The sequence below is a fragment of the Ancylobacter sp. genome (assembly GCF_965249975.1).
In the GTDB taxonomy this organism is placed as follows: domain Bacteria; phylum Pseudomonadota; class Alphaproteobacteria; order Rhizobiales; family Xanthobacteraceae; genus Ancylobacter.
The window spans coordinates 39,581-55,995 of sequence record NZ_CBDFNE010000020.1 but is presented as its reverse complement, the minus strand read 5'-3'; the positions used below and the strand labels follow the sequence as shown (position 1 = coordinate 55,995).

15 protein-coding genes are annotated in these 16,415 nt (G+C 67.3%); 7 read left to right on the top strand and 8 right to left on the bottom strand.

What is annotated here, in order from left to right; all coding sequences use genetic code 11:
- Nucleotides 1–89: 89 nt before the first annotated feature.
- Nucleotides 90–1,472, bottom strand: a complete 1,383-nt coding sequence (locus ACP2AH_RS18420; protein WP_425107138.1) for a malonyl-CoA decarboxylase — start codon at nt 1,470–1,472, stop codon at nt 90–92.
- Nucleotides 1,473–1,645: 173 nt separating this feature from the next.
- On the opposite strand from ACP2AH_RS18420, the gene ACP2AH_RS18415 reads away from it, so the two are divergent.
- The 4 genes from ACP2AH_RS18415 (at nt 1,646) to ACP2AH_RS18400 (ending at nt 6,103) form a co-directional block, all read left to right on the top strand.
- Nucleotides 1,646–2,389, top strand: a complete 744-nt coding sequence (locus tag ACP2AH_RS18415) for a DUF3750 domain-containing protein (protein WP_425107137.1) — start codon at nt 1,646–1,648, stop codon at nt 2,387–2,389.
- A 102-nt stretch (nt 2,390–2,491) separates the two neighbouring features.
- Entirely contained in the window at nt 2,492–3,307 is an 816-nt protein-coding gene (locus ACP2AH_RS18410; protein WP_425107136.1) for a lytic murein transglycosylase, read from the top strand.
- Nucleotides 3,308–3,646: 339 nt separating this feature from the next.
- A complete protein-coding gene (locus ACP2AH_RS18405; protein WP_425107135.1) occupies nt 3,647–4,360 on the top strand; it encodes an outer membrane protein in 714 nt (237 codons plus the stop codon).
- A gap of 111 nt (nt 4,361–4,471) precedes the next feature.
- Nucleotides 4,472–6,103, top strand: a complete 1,632-nt coding sequence (locus tag ACP2AH_RS18400) for a GMC family oxidoreductase (RefSeq protein WP_425107134.1) — start codon at nt 4,472–4,474, stop codon at nt 6,101–6,103.
- Nucleotides 6,104–6,287: 184 nt separating this feature from the next.
- Here the strand turns inward: ACP2AH_RS18400 and mepA are convergent, their stop codons facing one another.
- Nucleotides 6,288–7,178 (bottom strand): penicillin-insensitive murein endopeptidase, encoded by an 891-nt coding sequence (gene mepA / locus ACP2AH_RS18395; RefSeq protein ID WP_425107133.1) that lies wholly within the window; start codon nt 7,176–7,178, stop codon nt 6,288–6,290.
- On the bottom strand, nt 7,178–8,191 hold the full coding sequence (locus ACP2AH_RS18390; RefSeq protein WP_425107132.1) for a L,D-transpeptidase: 1,014 nt from the start codon (nt 8,189–8,191) through the stop codon (nt 7,178–7,180). Before ACP2AH_RS18390 ends, mepA begins: the two co-directional genes overlap by 1 nt.
- 165 nt (nt 8,192–8,356) lie before the next feature.
- Here ACP2AH_RS18390 and ACP2AH_RS18385 point away from each other — a divergent pair, with 165 nt between their 5' ends.
- Complete coding sequence (locus ACP2AH_RS18385; RefSeq protein ID WP_425107131.1) at nt 8,357–8,740, top strand: PRC-barrel domain-containing protein; 384 nt, start codon at nt 8,357–8,359, stop codon at nt 8,738–8,740.
- A 73-nt stretch (nt 8,741–8,813) separates the two neighbouring features.
- Here the strand turns inward: ACP2AH_RS18385 and ACP2AH_RS18380 are convergent, their stop codons facing one another.
- Both ACP2AH_RS18380 and lepA read right to left on the bottom strand, forming a co-directional pair.
- A complete protein-coding gene (locus tag ACP2AH_RS18380; protein WP_425107130.1) occupies nt 8,814–9,188 on the bottom strand; it encodes a hypothetical protein in 375 nt (124 codons plus the stop codon).
- A gap of 206 nt (nt 9,189–9,394) precedes the next feature.
- On the bottom strand, nt 9,395–11,200 hold the full coding sequence (gene lepA / locus ACP2AH_RS18375; protein WP_425107495.1) for a translation elongation factor 4: 1,806 nt from the start codon (nt 11,198–11,200) through the stop codon (nt 9,395–9,397).
- Nucleotides 11,201–11,301: 101 nt separating this feature from the next.
- On the opposite strand from lepA, the gene ACP2AH_RS18370 reads away from it, so the two are divergent.
- Both ACP2AH_RS18370 and ACP2AH_RS18365 read left to right on the top strand, forming a co-directional pair.
- The gene (locus ACP2AH_RS18370; protein WP_421700388.1) at nt 11,302–11,937 is read left to right on the top strand and encodes an MBL fold metallo-hydrolase; all 636 of its coding nucleotides are present in this window, start codon (nt 11,302–11,304) and stop codon (nt 11,935–11,937) included.
- Between the two features lie 114 nt (nt 11,938–12,051).
- The gene (locus tag ACP2AH_RS18365; protein WP_425107129.1) at nt 12,052–12,888 is read left to right on the top strand and encodes an MBL fold metallo-hydrolase; all 837 of its coding nucleotides are present in this window, start codon (nt 12,052–12,054) and stop codon (nt 12,886–12,888) included.
- A gap of 96 nt (nt 12,889–12,984) precedes the next feature.
- Here the strand turns inward: ACP2AH_RS18365 and ACP2AH_RS18360 are convergent, their stop codons facing one another.
- Genes ACP2AH_RS18360 through ACP2AH_RS18350 form a run of 3 tightly spaced genes read right to left on the bottom strand, consistent with a single transcriptional unit; the run spans nt 12,985 to nt 16,308 of the window.
- The gene (locus ACP2AH_RS18360; protein WP_425107128.1) at nt 12,985–14,283 is read right to left on the bottom strand and encodes an amidohydrolase family protein; all 1,299 of its coding nucleotides are present in this window, start codon (nt 14,281–14,283) and stop codon (nt 12,985–12,987) included.
- A 13-nt stretch (nt 14,284–14,296) separates the two neighbouring features.
- Nucleotides 14,297–15,241 (bottom strand): ABC transporter permease, encoded by a 945-nt coding sequence (locus tag ACP2AH_RS18355; RefSeq protein ID WP_425107127.1) that lies wholly within the window; start codon nt 15,239–15,241, stop codon nt 14,297–14,299.
- Nucleotides 15,241–16,308, bottom strand: a complete 1,068-nt coding sequence (locus ACP2AH_RS18350; protein WP_425107126.1) for an ABC transporter permease — start codon at nt 16,306–16,308, stop codon at nt 15,241–15,243. Before ACP2AH_RS18350 ends, ACP2AH_RS18355 begins: the two co-directional genes overlap by 1 nt.
- Nucleotides 16,309–16,415: the final 107 nt, after the last annotated feature.

Below are 16,415 nucleotides of genomic sequence, written 5' to 3'. Positions count from 1 at the left end.
TGCCCGGCGAGCCCCCGCCGGTCCGCCTCGCGGCATCGGGCATAAGGGCTGCCGCCCTGTCAAGCGCGCGGGGCGGGCGCCGCCTTTCGTTAACCGGCCACCTCGCGCAGCGCCGGCGGCTTCGGCGTCTCCTCGGCGCGGGCGAGTTTGCGCACCTGCGGACTGGCGACGATGGTGCCGCGATCGAAGAACGCCTCGTGGTTCTTCTCGATGTCCTCGGCGATGTAGCGGTAATTCACCATCAGCCCGTAGGACTGGGCCATGCCGCGCGCCGAGAGGTCGCCAAACGGGTTGAGGCGCTCCAGCCGCGCGCCATTGCCAAGATGAAAGCGCGCCACCGGGTCCACCGGCTTGCCCTTCGGAGACCGTGCGATCAGGAAATAATGCGCCGCCAGCGCCTCGATCACCGGGCGCAGCGCCTCACGTGCCGGGACATCGGGCGCCTCCTTAGCCGCAAGGCCCGCGAGCGCGGTGCGCTGCCCCGCCGTGAGAACGGTGGAGGCGGGGTCGGCGAGCTGCCCCTCCACCCAGGCGCGGAAGCCGGGCACGGGGGAGAGGGTGACGAACTCCTTCAGATTGGGGAATTCGCGGGAGATTTCCGCCACCACCTGCTTGATGAGGAAATTGCCGAAGCTGACCCCGCCGAGCCCGGTCTGGCAGTTGGAGATGGAATAGAACACGGCGGTGCGCGCGCTCTCCGGCGCCAGCGGCGTGCGTGCCGTGTCGAGGATCGGCGCGATGGCGGAAGGCGTCTCGCGGGTCAGCGCCACTTCGACGAAGATCAGCGGCTCGTCGACCAGTGCGGGATGGAAGAAGGCGTAGCAGCGCCGGTCGGGGCTATCGACGCGGGCGCGCAGATCGTTCCAGTCGCGGATCTCATGCACCGCCTCGTAGCGGATGATCTTTTCCAGGACATTGGCGGGGGTCGACCAGTCGATCCGGCGCAGCACGAGGAACCCCCGATTGAACCAGGAAGCAAAGAGGTGAACGAAGTCGCGATCGACCTCGGCGAGGTCGGGGCGGCGGCGCAGGAAGCCGAGCAGATCGGCCCGCATCGCCACCAGCCGGGCGGTGGCGCCGGGGGCAAGGTTGAAGCGGCGGATCAGTTCCTGCCGGCGCGGCTCGCTGGCAAAGTGAATCTCCGCCACGCTGCGCGCGCCGGGATGGGCGGCGTAGGCCGCCAGCGCCTTGTCCAGCCGGGCGGCATCGGGGCCGAAATCCTGCGCCAGCGTCTCGAAGAAGGCGATGCGCTCGCCGCTGCGCAGCCCGGCATAGGCGGCGAGGATTTCCTGCGCCAGTGCGACGCCGGAGGCTTCACCCTGCCCGGAGAGCAACCGCTCGCACAGTTCGGCGACGCTGGCGGTGCGGGCCTCGCCGGTGGGTCGGCGCTCACGGCCGAGGTCCAGCAGCGCACGCCCGCGCTCGGCAATGCTGCCGAGAAGCTCGCCGAAGAAGCTGGTTCCGCCGTTCATGCCGCCTCCCCTTTCGATGCGCACGCCGCGCCATCTGACCCCTATGGGGCGACGCGCGCAAGACAGCGGCGCCACGCGCGGCAGCGGCAAAGGCGGACGGCGTGGACACGTTTTCGCGCGCGGCCGGTGCTTCCCCTTTAAATGCCTAGGCTTAGGAGCCATGTTCGCGGCCGATGCTGAAAGCCCTCCGTCTCATGCTCCTCGGTTTCCTGTTGCTCTTCATCCTGCCGCTCGGCGCGCATGCGCTGGTGCAGTGGCAGACGGCCGACTGGTCGCGCAGCTGGGGCAGCGCCGACTGGTCCAGCACCGGCACGCTGCCGGCAGCCGATGCCCACCCGGAGGCGATGGTGCGCATCTATGCCGCCCGCGTCGGGCGCTGGCGCGGCATCTTCGCCGTGCATAGCTGGCTCGTGTTCAAGGAGCCGGGCGCCGGGGCCTATGAGCGCTACGACAAGGTCGGCTGGGGCCGGCCGATCCGCCATAATGGCTATGCGCCGGACGGGCGCTGGTATGGCAACGACCCAGAGATCGTGTTCGACGCCACCGGCGCGGAGGCCGAGCGGCTGATTCCGAAGCTGCGGGCGGCGGTCGCCTCCTATCCCTATGGCAAGGCCGGCGACTACCATGTCTGGCCGGGGCCGAACTCCAACAGCTTCATTGCCCATGTGATCGGCCAGGTGCCGGAACTTGGCGTCACCCTGCCGCCCACCGCCATCGGCAAGGACTATCCAGTCGATGGCGGCTGGTTCGGGCTCGCGCCCTCGCGCACCGGCCTCCGGGTGACGCTCGACGGCTATCTCGGCCTCACCGTCGCCTGGGTGGAGGGCATCGAGCTCAATTTCCTCGGCGCCGTCGCCGGGCTCGACCTGCGCCGGCCGGGCATCAAGCTGCCGGGTTTCGGGCGGATCGGCATTTGACGGGTGCCGGGCCACGGTTGACGCCAAGGTGAAACCACACGTTCACTCCCCTGCGCCATGCTGGGGCGTGGCGACGCGTGGGGGACGAGGATGAGCGCAGGCATGTTCAAGCGGTTCTGGCAGGGTGGCCTCGCCGCCCTGTGTCTTGTTCCCGTGGCGCTCGCCCCGGCGCAGGCCGCGCCCTGCGGCAATGACGCCTCGGGCTTTGCCGCCTGGCTGCCGGCCTTCAAGCGGGAGGCGCAGGCACAGGGCATTTCGCCCGCCGCGCTGCGGGCGCTGGACGGTGTGACCTACGACACGACCGTTATCCAGCTCGACCGCAACCAGAAGCACTTCAAGGTCAGCTTCGAGCAGTTCGCCGCCAGCCGCATCAGCGCCGGGCGCATCGCCACCGGCAAGAAGAAGATGCAGCAATACGCCTCCACCCTCGCCCGCATCGAGCAGCGCTATGGCGTGCCCGGCGAGGTGCTGGTGGCGATCTGGGGGCTGGAGACGGATTACGGGGTCAACAAGGGCAAGATGCCGATCCTACGCTCGCTCGCCACCCTGTCCTATGACTGCCGGCGCTCCGATTTCTTCACAGGCCAGTTGCTCGACGCGCTGCGCATCTATCAGCATGGCGACCTCACCTTGGACGAGATGCGCGGCGCCTGGGCCGGCGAGATCGGTCAGACCCAGTTCCTCGCCTCATCTTACGTGAAATACGCGGTCGATTTCGACGGCGATGGCCGCGCCGACCTCGTGCGCAGCGCCCCGGACGTGCTGGCTTCCACCGCCAACTATCTGCGCGGCCATGGCTGGAAGCCCGGCGCCGGCTGGGGCCCGGGCGAGCCGAATTATCAAGCGCTGCTCGGCTGGAACAAGGCGGAGGTCTATGTGAAGACCATCGGCCTGTTCGCCAGCAAGCTGAAGCAATAGGGCGGCGGACACGGCCGAGAGCGTTTTCGAGCGAAGTGGATACCGGTTCGCGTGAAGAAAGCGCGACAAAACGAAGAATTAGATCATTTCACTGTTTCCGTGAAACGGTGAAATGATCTAGCGGCGAGACCGCCGGCGCAAGCCATCCTGATACCTCTACGCGTTGCCCGCCCGTCACGGTAGAAGCCAGACGCACCAGAAAAGGCGCAAACGGCCGGCCGTCGCTTGACGTTGGGCCCGAGGAGGTTCTTGCTGCCAACATGATACCGGCACAGGCGCTGTCGGGTGGCTGGACGTGCGGGCGCCGCAAGGAGCCGCCGAACGGTGTGGGGGGACGTCATGAAGGCCTTGGCTATCGTTGCGACGTTGCTTGTTGCCTCAGGATCCGCTTTCGCGGCGGACCTGCCGTCGGCGCCCGCGCCGGTGCTGAAGGCTGTGGCCTATGTGCCCGCCTTCAGCTGGACCGGCCTCTATCTCGGCGGTGAGGTGGGCTATGGCTGGGCCGATGCCGAAAGCTCCCTGTCGATCCCTGGCTCCCCCGACTATGCCACCTCCTCCGGCAGCCCGAACGGCGTCTTCGGCGGCGGCTTCGTCGGCTACAATTACCAGTTCGCCTCCAATCTGGTCGTCGGCATTGAGGCGGACGTCAATGGCGGCAGCCTCGACTCCACCAATTCAGTCACCTTCTACGGCGTCGAGATCGCGGAGGTCTTCGCGAAGCACGAGCTTGAGTGGTTCGGTTCGGTGCGCGCGCGCGTCGGCTACGCCTTCGACCGCTTCCTGCCCTTCGTGACCGCCGGCTATGCCTTCGGCTCGGTCCAGACCTCCTATATGGCGTCGAACGAGCGGGTGTCGCCTTCGGAAAACGTGTCGGGATGGACGGTCGGCGGCGGGCTGGAATACGCCTTCACCGACAACATCCTGGCCCGTATCGAGTATCGCTACACCGACTATGGCGATGTTTCCTCGTACCTGCCGTACTACTACTCGCTGACCGTGGACCACGCCTACACCACCAACGACGTGCGTCTTGGCGTGAGCTACAAGTTCTGACGCCCGACGGGGCGACACGGCCCCGACCACAGCGGTTGCGCGGATTTTCACATTGCGGGGGGCGGTGGCGGGCGGCAGGTTGCCGACACCACTTTCCCCCGCAGGTGTTTCATGTCCGCCGTCAGCCCCGCCTCTTCCGAAACCTATGACTACATCGTGGTCGGCGCCGGCTCGGCCGGCTGCGTGCTGGCGAACCGGCTTTCCGCCGACCCGAAGAACCGGGTTCTGGTGCTGGAGGCGGGCGGGCGCGACAACTGGATCTGGTTTCACATCCCGGTCGGCTATCTCTTCGCCATCGGCAATCCCCGCGCCGACTGGTGCTTCAAGACCGAGGCCGAAGCCGGGCTGAATGGGCGGGCGCTGAACTACCCGCGCGGCAAGACCATTGGCGGCTCCTCCGCCATCAACGCCATGATCTATATGCGCGGCCAGGCGGCGGATTACGACCATTGGCGCCAGCTCGGCCTGCCCGGCTGGGGCTGGGACGATGTGCTCCCCGTGTTCAAGCGGCATGAGGACCATTATCTCGGCACGGCCGAATTCCATGGCGGCGGCGGCGAATGGCGGGTGGAGGCGCCGCGCCTCACCTGGAAGCTGCTGGACACGGTGCGGGTGGCGGCCGAGCAGGCGGGGATTCCGCCGATCCCGGATTTCAACACCGGCGACAATGAGGGCTCGTCCTATTTCCAGGTGAACCAGAAGCGCGGCTTTCGCTGGAGCGCGGCGCGCGGCTTCCTGAAACCCGTGCTCTCCCGCCCGAATCTGCGGCTGGAAACCTCCTGCCACACCGAGCGGGTGCTGATCGAGGATGGCCGCGCCGCCGGCGTGGTCTACCGGCAGAACGGCGTCACCAAGGTGGCGCGGGCGCGGGGCGAGGTGATCCTCGCCGCTGGCGCCATCGGCTCGCCGCATCTGCTCAAGCTCTCCGGCATCGGGCCGGGCGAGGAACTGGCGCGCCACGGCATCACGGTGACGCAGGCGCTGCCGGGCGTCGGCGCCAATCTGCAGGACCATCTGCAATTGCGGATGATCTACAAGGTCTCGGGCGTGCCGACGCTGAACGAGCAATATCACTCGCTGTTCGGCCGGGCGAAGATGGGGCTCGACTTCGCGCTGTTCCAGCGCGGGCCGCTGACCATGGCGCCCTCGCAGCTCGGCATCTTCACCCGCTCGCGTGACGAGCTGGAGCGCGCCGACCTCGAATTCCACGTCCAGCCGCTCTCGCTCGGCAAGTTCGGCGAGCCGCTGCACAATTTCCCCGCCTTCACCATGAGCGTGTGCAATCTGCGCCCCACCAGCCGGGGCACGCTGACGCTGGCGAGCGCCGACAGCGCCACCCCGCCGCGCATCCAGCCGAACTATCTCGCCACCGAGGAGGACCGGCGCGTCGCCGCCGACAGCCTGCGCACCGGCCGGCGCATCGTCCGCCAGCCGGCGCTGGCGCCGTTTACGCCGGAGGAGTTTCTGCCCGGCCCGACCATCGACGACAGCGAGGAGGCGCTGGCCCGCGCCGCCGGCGATATCGGCACCACCATCTTCCACCCCGTCGGCACGGCGAAGATGGGGCTGCCCTCCGACCCGACGGCGGTGGTCGATGCGCGGCTGCGTGTGTTCGGCATCCGGGGCCTGCGCGTCGCCGATGCCTCGATCATGCCGACCATCGTCTCCGGCAACACCAATTCGCCCACCATCATGATCGCGGAGAAGGCGGCGGGGATGATCCTGGCGGACGCGCGGGGGTAGTGGCCGCCCCTTCCGGTCAGACCGGATCGCTCTCCCTCTCCCCATTGGGGAGAGGTGGCCCGCGAAGCGGGTCGGTGAGGGGCCACGGTCCGGCGAGCTTCAGATCCCCCTCACCCCACCGCTCTCCCCGACGGGGAGAGGGAGCGACGACCTCCATCTGCGCCGGCAGCCTTGCTGAGATGTCCTACGGCGCCAGCACCACCTGCCGGCAGGCGTCGGGCAGGTCCTTCATCAGCATGGGTGGCTTGGGCTTGGGCGGGGTCGCCGGGGGCTTGGGGTGGAGGTTCTCGTCGGAGAACCACCAGTCCAGCTCCGGCCCGCAGCCCTCTCCGGGCGTCACCGGATCCTGCGGGCGGCAATCCTTTGCGCCTTCCGGGCAGGAGAGCCGCACATGCATGTGGTAATCGTGCCCCCAATAGGGCCGCACCTTCTGCAGCCATGAACGGTCGCCCTTGGCATCGCGGCACAGCGCCTTCTTGATCGCGGCATTGACCAGCACGCGCTCGACCTCAGGGTCCTGCGCCGCCGCCTTGATGACGGCGATGTGCGAGGGCGTCCACACCGCCGCATCCACGTCGAGCCGGTCTTTCCGCACGATCATGGTGGCGGCGACCTTCTCGCGCTCGTCGCGGGTGAATTCGCGCTTCGGCATAGGCGTGAGCCATATGTCGGCGTCGAGGCCGATCTGGTGCGAGGCATGGCCGGTGAGCATCGGCCCGCCGCGCGGCTGCGACATGTCGCCGACCAATATGCCCGGCCATTGCGAGACGCTGGGCACGGTGGCGGCGAAGCGCTCCAGGAAGGCGATAAGGTTCGGATGGCCCCAGTTGCGGTTGCGCGACAGGCGCATGGCCTGCCAGGTCGCGCCGTTCACCGGCAGCGCCTGCGCGCCGGCGAGACAGCCCTTGGAATAGAAGCCGATCGCGCGCGCTTGCAGCGGCGCCGGCGCCTTGGCTGCGCCGAAGACCTGCTTGGCCGGCAGCGTGTCGAGCCGGCCGGCGTCCTGCGTCTGCCCCTGCGCCGCCCCTGCTGCGAGGAGCAGGGCCAGCGCCGCGAGCCCCGCGCGCCGCCGCATCAGTTCGCCGCCTGCGAGAGGATGACGAAGTTCTTGTCCGAGCGCGTATCCGGCTTGGCGGAAAGCTCGGTGACGAACAGGGTCGAGCCGGGCACGAGCAGCTTGGCCAATTGCTGGTTGGCGCTCGCCGCCACGGTCACGCGGTCGATGGCGGAAGCGGCCTTGCCACCGGCGGCGCCATAGCCCTCGAAGGACAGCGCCGTCCACGACACCTCGCCGCTGACATTCTTCAAGACATAGACGACATTGCCGAGCGGCGTCTGCGGGTCGCGGATCGTCACCGGGGCGGTGAAAGCCACCGCGCCGTCCTTGAGCACGGTCAACGCCATGTCGGCCTGGCTGACGATCATCGTCACCGCGTCCTGCGCCGGGTCGGGCGCCGCCTCGGTGTCCGGGGTTCCGTTGCTGTTCTTGGGGTCGGCCTTGGCGATCGCCGCCGTGGCATCGACGGGCATCACGAGGCCGGGATGCAGCACGTCCACCGGCTCGGAATGCGAATCGGCGATGATGACCGGCGTGCCGTAATGGGTGATCGAGAACAGCAGCTTGGCGAATTCCAGCGGCAGGTGCACGCAGCCATGCGAGGACGGGTAGCCCGGCAGCCCGCCCGCATGCAGTGCCACTCCGGACCAGGTGAGCATTTCCGTGTAGGGCATGGAGGCGTCGTTATAGAGCGAGGAATGGTGATCGACATCCTTCTGCAGGATGACGAAGACGCCGACCGGGGTTTCGTGCCCTTCCCGCCCGGTCGAGACGGTGGAGACGCCGATGCGCACGCCGTTGCGGTAGACATAGCAGCGCTGGTCCGGCAGTGAGACGATGATGGCGACGAAGCCCTCCGGCGCGCGGTCGGGAAACCAGGCGAACTGGCCGGGCTTCAGCTTGTCGACCTCGGTCTCGGCCACTTGCTGGGCCTGCGCCGGCCAGCCCCCGGCCGCCGTCAGCAGGACCGCCGCGCCACCCAACAGCACCGCACGGCGATCCGCGCGCCAGCCGCTCGTCCCGTCCGTCATGGTGATTCTCCCTGTGCTGAAGCCGCGCGACGATATCGGGCATGGGCCGGCGCCGCCAACCGCCGATTTCTGGTCCGATCGCTCGCCAGCCCATCCTGACCGAACGGGAACCGGCGCGCACCCAAGCCGTTGACCCTGCGAGACTGTCAACAATGGGAGGCCAACATGCAGACGACGCAGCAGAATGTCGACGCGCGCGAGACCCGCACGCTGATCGGCAGTGACAAGGTGGAAGGTACCGCCGTCTATCGCCCCAATGGCGAGCGTATCGGTACCATTGAGCGGGTGATGATCGACAAGCTGACCGGCCAGACCGCCTATGCGGTGATGAGCTTCGGTGGCTTCCTCGGCTTCGGCGAGGACTATTACCCGCTGCCCTGGTCGCTGCTGAAATATGACGAGCAGCTCGACGGCTATGTCATCGATATCAGCGACGAGCAGCTGCAGGGCGCGCCGCACCACGCCACTTCGGACGAGCGTTCCTGGAAGAACCGCGAGTGGGGCCGCGCGGTCGACGATTATTACAACGTGCCGCCCTACGTGATCTGACGGCGGCACTCACGAAACGCAGCGGCCGGGCGCAAGCCCGGCCGCGTCGTTTTCAGAGGTACTCCCTCGGGATTCACTCGGTGATGACAAGCACGACATTGTGCTTCGTGACGCCGGCGACGGGCGTTGCGAAGAAACTGCCGACGGGAAGACAGGACAAATCAGCGAAATTCGGATCGAACACGTCGGAGAGGTCGATATAGCTTCCATGAACCTGCAACTGCCCGCCGCCGGGATTGGCGCCGAGACCCGTGCCGCCGAGCGTGATGCCGTCACCGTCATAGCCGCCCGCGGCGTCCAGCGGCAGCGACTGGGAGGTGGTCTGCGCCACGCCGCCCACCGTTTCCATGACGCTGTTCAAGGTCTGAACCACCATGGCGCTATTGGTGTCATTGGTTAACTGGCCGATGGGAAGAGACCAGCTATACGAAATCCCCACCGTGTTCATGATGGTTCCCGGACCACCATCGCCCCCGGATATGGATGCCGACGCAGAGTTCTTGCTGACCGTAATAGTAATCACTGTTAGCCCTCCGTTTATTTTCGTAATTAATACGCACACGAACGAATTGCCCTTCGCGCATTATCGCTCGGACATTCAACGTATCAGCATTCACGGAAATAACGAGCCGATTGCGGCGCGTCGGGTACGGCTCAGTCGTCGACCTTCAGTGCGGCGATGAAGGCTTCCTGCGGAATCTCGACGCGGCCGAACTGGCGCATCTTCTTCTTGCCTTCCTTCTGCTTCTCCAGAAGCTTGCGCTTACGCGTGATGTCGCCGCCATAGCACTTGGCGGTCACGTCCTTGCGCAGCGCGCGGATGGTTTCGCGGGCAATGATCTTGGCGCCGATCGAGGCCTGGATCGGAATCTGGAACAGATGCTGCGGGATCAGGTCCTTCAGCTTCTCGCACATGGCGCGTCCGCGATATTCGGCGCGGGTGCGGTGCACCAGCATGGAGAGGGCGTCCACCGGCTCGGCATTGACCAGGATCGACATCTTCACGAGATCGCCGACCCGGTAATCGGTGATGTGGTAGTCGAACGAGGCGTAGCCCTTGGAAATCGACTTCAGCCGGTCGTAAAAGTCGAACACCACTTCGTTCAGCGGCAGGTCATAGGTCAGCATGGCCCGCGCGCCGACATAGGTCAGCTCGATCTGGTTGCCGCGCCGGTCCTGGCACAGCTTGATCACCGAGCCGAGATAGTCGTCCGGGGTGAGGATGGTGGCGCGGATCCACGGCTCGCGGATTTCCTTGATCTTCACCACATCCGGCATGTCGGCTGGGTTGTGCAGTTCCAGCACGCTGCCGTCGTTCATCTCGATCTCGTAGATGACCGAGGGGGCGGTGGCGATCAGGTCGAGATTGAACTCGCGCTCCAGCCGCTCCTGGATGATTTCCAGATGCAGCAGGCCGAGGAAGCCGCAGCGGAAGCCGAAGCCGAGCGCGGCCGAGGTCTCCATCTCGAAGGAGAAGCTGGCGTCGTTGAGCCGCAGCTTGCCCATGGCGGCGCGCAGATCCTCGAAATCGGCGGCGTCGACCGGGAACAGGCCGCAGAACACCACCGGCTGCGCCGGCTTGAAGCCCGGCAGCGCCTCGGCGGTGGGGCGCTTTTCCTCGGTGATGGTGTCGCCGACCCGAGTATCCGCCACTTCCTTGATAGAGCCGGTGAGGAAGCCGATCTCGCCGGTGCCGAGTTCCGACATCACGGTGAGCTTGGGCGTGAACACGCCGACGCGGTCGACCTCGTAGACGGCGCCGGTCTGCATCATCTTGATGCGCATGCCCTTCTTCATCACGCCGTCGACGATGCGCACCAGCACGACGACGCCGAGATAGACATCGTACCAGCTGTCGACCAGCAGCGCCTTCAGCGGCGCCTCCCGGTCGCCCTTGGGCGGCGGCAGTCGGGTGACGATGGCTTCCAGCACGTCCGGAATGCCGATGCCGGTCTTGGCCGAGATGAGGATGGCGTTGGAAGCGTCGAGCCCGATCACGTCCTCGATCTGCGCCTTCACCTTTTCCGGCTCGGCGGCAGGCAGGTCGACCTTGTTGAGGACGGGCACGATCTCGTGATTATTGTCGATGGCCTGGTAGACGTTGGCCAGCGTCTGCGCCTCGACGCCCTGGCTGGCGTCGACCACCAGCAGCGAGCCCTCGACGGCGGCGAGCGAGCGGTTCACCTCATAGGCGAAGTCGACATGGCCGGGCGTGTCGATGAGGTTGAGCACATAATCCTGCCCATCCTTGGCCTTGTAGGACAGGCGCACCGTCTGCGCCTTGATGGTGATGCCGCGCTCGCGCTCGATATCCATATTGTCGAGCACCTGCTCGGACATCTCGCGTTCCGACAATCCGCCGGTGATCTGGATCAGGCGGTCGGCAAGGGTCGACTTCCCATGGTCGATATGGGCGACGATGGAGAAGTTGCGGATGTTGGAAATCGGCTCGGTGCTCATGCCGGGCGGGATAGCATTGGCGCCGTTACGCCACAAGGCGCCGCCTTGCGCGGCGGGGCGTGTTCGACCACATTCGCGCCGCCTGTCGCCAAGGAGCCCCCATGCCCGAACTCAAGGTCGCCCTCGTTCCCGTCACCCCGTTCCAGCAGAACTGCTCCATCGTCTGGGACGAAACCAGCAAGCGTGGCGCTGTGATCGATCCCGGCGGCGACCTGCCGCGCATTCTCGCGGCGCTGGAGGAACTGGAAGTCACGGCCGAGAAGATCGTGCTCACCCATGGCCATATCGACCACGCCGCCGGCGCGGCGGAACTGGCGGAAACGCTGAAGATTCCGGTGGAAGGCCCGCACAAGGGCGACAAATTCCTGCTCGACAACCTTCCCGCCGATGGCGAGCGCACCGGCATTCCCGGCCGGGTGGTGACGCCGGACCGCTGGCTGGAGGAAGGCGAGACGGTCGATATCGGCGGCGTGGTGTTCGAGGTGCTGCATGTGCCCGGCCACACGCCGGGCCATATCGTGCTGGTCAGCCGGGAGAACAAGCTCGCCATTGTCGGCGACACGCTGTTCCAGCGCTCGGTGGGACGCACCGATTTCCCCTATGGCGACGGGCCGCTGCTCATCAAGGGCATCAAGGAGAAGATCCTGCCGCTCGGCGACGCCTTCACCGTGCTGCCAGGCCATGGCAGCGCCACCAATATCGCGCTGGAAAAGCGCACCAACCCGTTCCTGCGCTGAGCGGCGGCCGGAGGGCGGCCGGAACCGGCCACGCCCTCCCGCCACGGAACTGTGACTCGCCCTGACGCAAGGGAGGGTCGATGATGCTCCGGACGCCAGCCCGGAGCCCCGCCCATGCCGTGCCCCCTGTCGCGTATCGCCTCTCTCGGCTCCGCCCTGCTCCTCGGCCTCGCCGCGCTCGTCGCCGCAAGCCCCGCCCACGCCCAGGCCGAGCGTTGCCCCAAGCTGGTGGCGAACAATCCCTTCCTGCAGCATTTGGCGCCGCGCGCCCTGCCCGCCGCCTATGTCGCGCCGCGCCAGGTGGGGCTGACCTATATCGGCCACTCCACCTTTCTCATCGAGACCGCCGGCGGGGTGACGGTGGCGACCGACTATAACGACTATGTCCGCCCCGCTTTGGTGCCGCGCATCGCCACCATGAACCGGGCGCACTCAACCCATTACTCGCTCAATCCCGATCCCGGCATCGAACATGTGCTCAAGGGCTGGCGCGAGGACCGCGACCCCGTGCATTACGATCTCGATATCGGCGACCTCTGGGTCGGCAACCTGCCGACCAATATCCGCGACTGGCAGGGCGAGACGATCCGCAACGGCAATTCGATCTTCGTCTTCCGCGCCGCCGATCTGTGCATCGCCCATCTCGGCCATCTGCATCACACGCTCACCCAGGAGGATATCGGCGCGCTCGGCCGGCTCGACGTGGTGCTGGCGCCGGTCGATGGCAGCTACACGCTCGACATTGACGGCATGATCGAGGTGCTGAAAGCGCTGGAAGCCCCCGTCATCATCCCCATGCACTATTTCAACGAGGGCACGCTGAACCACTTCCTCACCCGCTTCGCCGGGCGGGACTATGTGATCGAGCGGCGCGAGAGCCCCGAACTCGTGCTCTCGCGCGCGACGCTGCCGAAGAAGCCGACGGTGATCGTGCTGCCGCCGGGCGGGTGAGGCGGGTAGCCGTCTACTCGCCCTGTTGGATGAACAGCATCCTTCGAGGCTCGCTGCGCGAGCGCCTCAGGATGACGGCGTTCGTCCGTCAGTCACCTAACCGCCCGCCGCCACCGGCGCATAAGCCGCCGGATCGACCAGCCCCGGCCGGCCGGGCAGATCGAGCACGCTGACGCGCGGCATGCCCTCGGCGATCACCCGGCCGCGCCGCACCACGAACATCCGCACCGCCTTGAGCCGGATCGCCTCGATCGCATCGGCCGCCTGCAACAGCACGAAATCGGCGTTGCAGCCGGGCGCGATACCGTAGCCCTCCAGCCCCATGATGCGGGCGGGATTGGTGGTGACGGCTTCCAGGCACCAGGTCATCGCCTCGCGCGAGGTCATCTGGCCGACATGCAGCGCCATATGCGCCACTTCCAGCATGTCGCCGGAGCCGAGCGAGTACCAGGGGTCCATCACGCAGTCATGGCCGAAGGCGACATTGACGCCCGCCGCGCGCAATTCCGGCACCCGGGTCATGCCGCGCCGCTTGGGGTAGGTGTCGTGCCGGCCCTGCAGGGTGATGTTGATCAGCGGGTTGGCGATGGCGTGCACGCCGGCTTCCGCGATCAGCGGGATGAGCTTGGACACATAGTAATTGTCCATGGAGTGCATGGAGGTGAGGTGCGATCCCGCCACCCGGCCCTGCAGCCCCAGCCGCTGCGTCTCATAGGCCAGCGTCTCGATATGGCGTGACAGCGGATCGTCGCTTTCGTCGCAATGGATATCGACCCGCAGCCCGCGCGCGGCGGCGATCTCGCACAGGGTCTTCAGCGAGGCGGCGCCGTCGGCCATGCTGCGCTCGAAATGCGGGATGCCGCCGACGACATCGACACCCATGTCGAGCGCACGGTTGAGGTTCTCCGCCGCGTTGGGCGAGCGGTAATAGCCGTCCTGCGGGAAGGCGACGAGTTGCAGGTCGATATAGTCCTTCACCCGCTCCTTCACGTCGAGCAGCGCCTCGACCGCCAGCAGCCGGTCGTCGCAGATGTCGACATGGCTGCGGATGGCGAGCAGGCCCTGGGTCACCGCGAGGTCGCAATAGCGCAGCGCCCGCTCGATCACCGCCTCATGCGTCAGCAGCGGCTTCAGCTTGCCCCACAAAGCGATGCCTTCCAGCAGCGTGCCGGACTGGTTGAGCCGCGGCAGGCCGAGCGAGAGCGTGGCGTCCATATGGAAATGCGCATCGACGAAGGGCGGCGTCACCAGCCGGCCATCGGCCTCGATGACGCGCCCGGCCTCGGCCTCGATGCCCGGCTCGACGGCGGTGATGCGCCCGCCCTCGCAGGCGATGTCGATGCCCGCGCGGCCATCCGGTAGGCGGGCGTTCTTGACGAGAAGGTCGATGCTCATGGGAACTCCAGACTCACCTTTGGCCCTTGAAATAGGGCTTCATCAGCGCGCGCGGGTAGTCCGCACGTCGGGCCACCAGCACCAGCGCGGCGATGGAGAAGATATAGGGCAGCATGAGAAAGATCTGGCTCGGCACCACGCCGCCGGCGATGGTCTGCACCCGCAGCTGGTAGGCATCGAGCGCGCCGAACAGCAGCGCGCCCAGCAGCGCCTTGCCCGGCCGCCAGGAGGCGAAGACGGTGAGCGCGATGCACACCCAGCCGCGCCCGTTGATCATGCCGAAATAAAAGGCGTTGAAGGCGGAAAGGGTGAGAAACGCCCCGCCCAGCGCCATCAGCGCCGAGCCGGCCATGACCGCGCCGATGCGCAGCCCGACCACGGAAAGCCCCTGCGCCTCCACCGCCTCCGGATTGTCGCCCACCGCCCGCAGCGCGAGGCCGAGCGGCGTGCGCGCAAGCACGAAGGCGAGCCCGCCGACGCAGGCGAAGGCCAGCACGGTGAAGCCGGTCTGCTGGGCGAGAATCGGCCCAATGAAGGGCAGATCGCCCAGCACCGGCACGTCGAGCGGGGCGAAGGGCTCGATGCGCGGCGGCGTCGCCACATTGGGAAAGGCGACTCGGTAGCCGAAATAGGCGAGCGACGTCGCGAGCAGCGTCACCCCGATGCCGGTGACGTGCTGGGACAGGCCGAGCGGCACGGTGAGCACGCCATGCAGCAGGCCGAACGCCGCCCCCACGCCGGCCGCGACCGCCACCCCGCCCCAGAGCGGCAGACCGAGATAGACCGCCAGCCAGCCCGACAGCGCGCCGGCGACGAAGATGCCCTCAATGCCGAGATTGAGCACGCCGGCCCGCTCGCACAGCAGGGCGCCGAGCACGCCGAAGATCAGCGGCGTGGCGATGCGCAGCGTCGCGGCCCAGAAATTGGCCTGGGTGAGAATGTCCAGCGCCTCCCACATCAGGCGGTCCCCCGGCGGACGAAAACGATGCGAAAGCGCGTCAGCAGCCCGCCCACCAGCACGCTGAGCAGGGCGAAGGCGACGACGAGATCGGCGAGATAGTTGGAGACGCCGATGGCCCGGCTCATCGAATCCGCGCCGACGAACACGCCGGCGACAAAGATCGCGGCGGGAATGACGCCGAGCGGCGAGAGATTGGCCAGCGTCGCCACCACGATGCCGGCATAGCCGAATCCGGGCGAGAGATCGGCGGTCAGGTACCCCTTCAGCCCCGCCACCTCGCTCGCCCCGGCAAGGCCCGCAAGTCCGCCGGAGAGCAGGCCGACCAGCGCCATCGCCTTGCCCACGGGCAGGCCGGCATAGCGCGCGGCGCGGGCATTCTCGCCCACCGCCCGCAGGCGGAAACCCCAGACGGTGCGGGTGATGAAGACGTGCAGCAGCACAGCGGCGAGGATGGCGAGCACCAGCCCCCAATGCAGCCGCCAGCCGGCCACCAGCTTCGGCAGTGTCGCCTCGTCCAGCACCGGCGCCGATTGCGGCCAGCCGAGCGCCATCTCGTCCTTCATCGGCCCTTCCAGCATCATCTGCACGAACAGGAGCACGATGAAATTGAGCAGCAGCGTCACCACCACCTCATCGGCGCCGAAGCGGGTCTTGAACAGCACCGGCACCAGCAGCAGCACCGCCCCGGCCAGCGCGGCGCCGATCAGCACCAGCGGCACCAGCACATAGGACGGCGCCTCGATCAGCCCGGCGCCCAGCGCCACGGTGGCGAGCGCCCCGGCATAGAGCTGGCCCTCGGCGCCGATGTTCCACAGCTTGGCGCGGAAGGCGACGGCGGCGGCGAGGCCGGTGAAGATGAGCGGCGTCGCCCGCGTCAGCGTTTCCGCCAGCGCGAAGCCGTTGCCGGCCGCGCCCTGCGCCATCAGCGCGAAGGCGGTGAACACCGGGGCGCCGGTGAGCGCCAGAGGGATTGCGGTCAGCGCCAGCGCCGCCAGCCCGGCGCCGATGGAGACGGCAAGGGTGAGCCAGAGCGGGGTGCGGGCGCGGGGCACGAAGCGGATCATGCGCGGGCTCCGGGCCTTCCAAGTGACACAACGAGCATCCTTCGAGGCTCGCTCCGCTCGCACCTCAGGATGACGTGGCTCTCACCGATTGCCGTCATCCTGAGGTG

Bases quoted from the DNA above. Each gene is read 5' to 3' on its own strand.
- ACP2AH_RS18390 (WP_425107132.1), bottom strand. From the start codon at position 8,191: ATGACGGACGGGACGAGCGGCTGGCGCGCGGATCGCCGTGCGGTGCTG.
- ACP2AH_RS18385 (WP_425107131.1), top strand. From the start codon at position 8,357: ATGCAGACGACGCAGCAGAATGTCGACGCGCGCGAGACCCGCACGCTG.
- ACP2AH_RS18420 (WP_425107138.1), bottom strand. From the start codon at position 1,472: ATGAACGGCGGAACCAGCTTCTTCGGCGAGCTTCTCGGCAGCATTGCC.
- ACP2AH_RS18380 (WP_425107130.1), bottom strand. From the start codon at position 9,188: ATGAACACGGTGGGGATTTCGTATAGCTGGTCTCTTCCCATCGGCCAG.
- ACP2AH_RS18400 (WP_425107134.1), top strand. From the start codon at position 4,472: ATGTCCGCCGTCAGCCCCGCCTCTTCCGAAACCTATGACTACATCGTG.
- ACP2AH_RS18355 (WP_425107127.1), bottom strand. From the start codon at position 15,241: ATGTGGGAGGCGCTGGACATTCTCACCCAGGCCAATTTCTGGGCCGCG.
- ACP2AH_RS18350 (WP_425107126.1), bottom strand. From the start codon at position 16,308: ATGATCCGCTTCGTGCCCCGCGCCCGCACCCCGCTCTGGCTCACCCTT.
- lepA (WP_425107495.1), bottom strand. From the start codon at position 11,200: ATGAGCACCGAGCCGATTTCCAACATCCGCAACTTCTCCATCGTCGCC.
- mepA (WP_425107133.1), bottom strand. From the start codon at position 7,178: ATGCGGCGGCGCGCGGGGCTCGCGGCGCTGGCCCTGCTCCTCGCAGCA.
- ACP2AH_RS18415 (WP_425107137.1), top strand. From the start codon at position 1,646: ATGCTGAAAGCCCTCCGTCTCATGCTCCTCGGTTTCCTGTTGCTCTTC.
- ACP2AH_RS18410 (WP_425107136.1), top strand. From the start codon at position 2,492: ATGTTCAAGCGGTTCTGGCAGGGTGGCCTCGCCGCCCTGTGTCTTGTT.
- ACP2AH_RS18405 (WP_425107135.1), top strand. From the start codon at position 3,647: ATGAAGGCCTTGGCTATCGTTGCGACGTTGCTTGTTGCCTCAGGATCC.
- ACP2AH_RS18360 (WP_425107128.1), bottom strand. From the start codon at position 14,283: ATGAGCATCGACCTTCTCGTCAAGAACGCCCGCCTACCGGATGGCCGC.
- ACP2AH_RS18370 (WP_421700388.1), top strand. From the start codon at position 11,302: ATGCCCGAACTCAAGGTCGCCCTCGTTCCCGTCACCCCGTTCCAGCAG.
- ACP2AH_RS18365 (WP_425107129.1), top strand. From the start codon at position 12,052: ATGCCGTGCCCCCTGTCGCGTATCGCCTCTCTCGGCTCCGCCCTGCTC.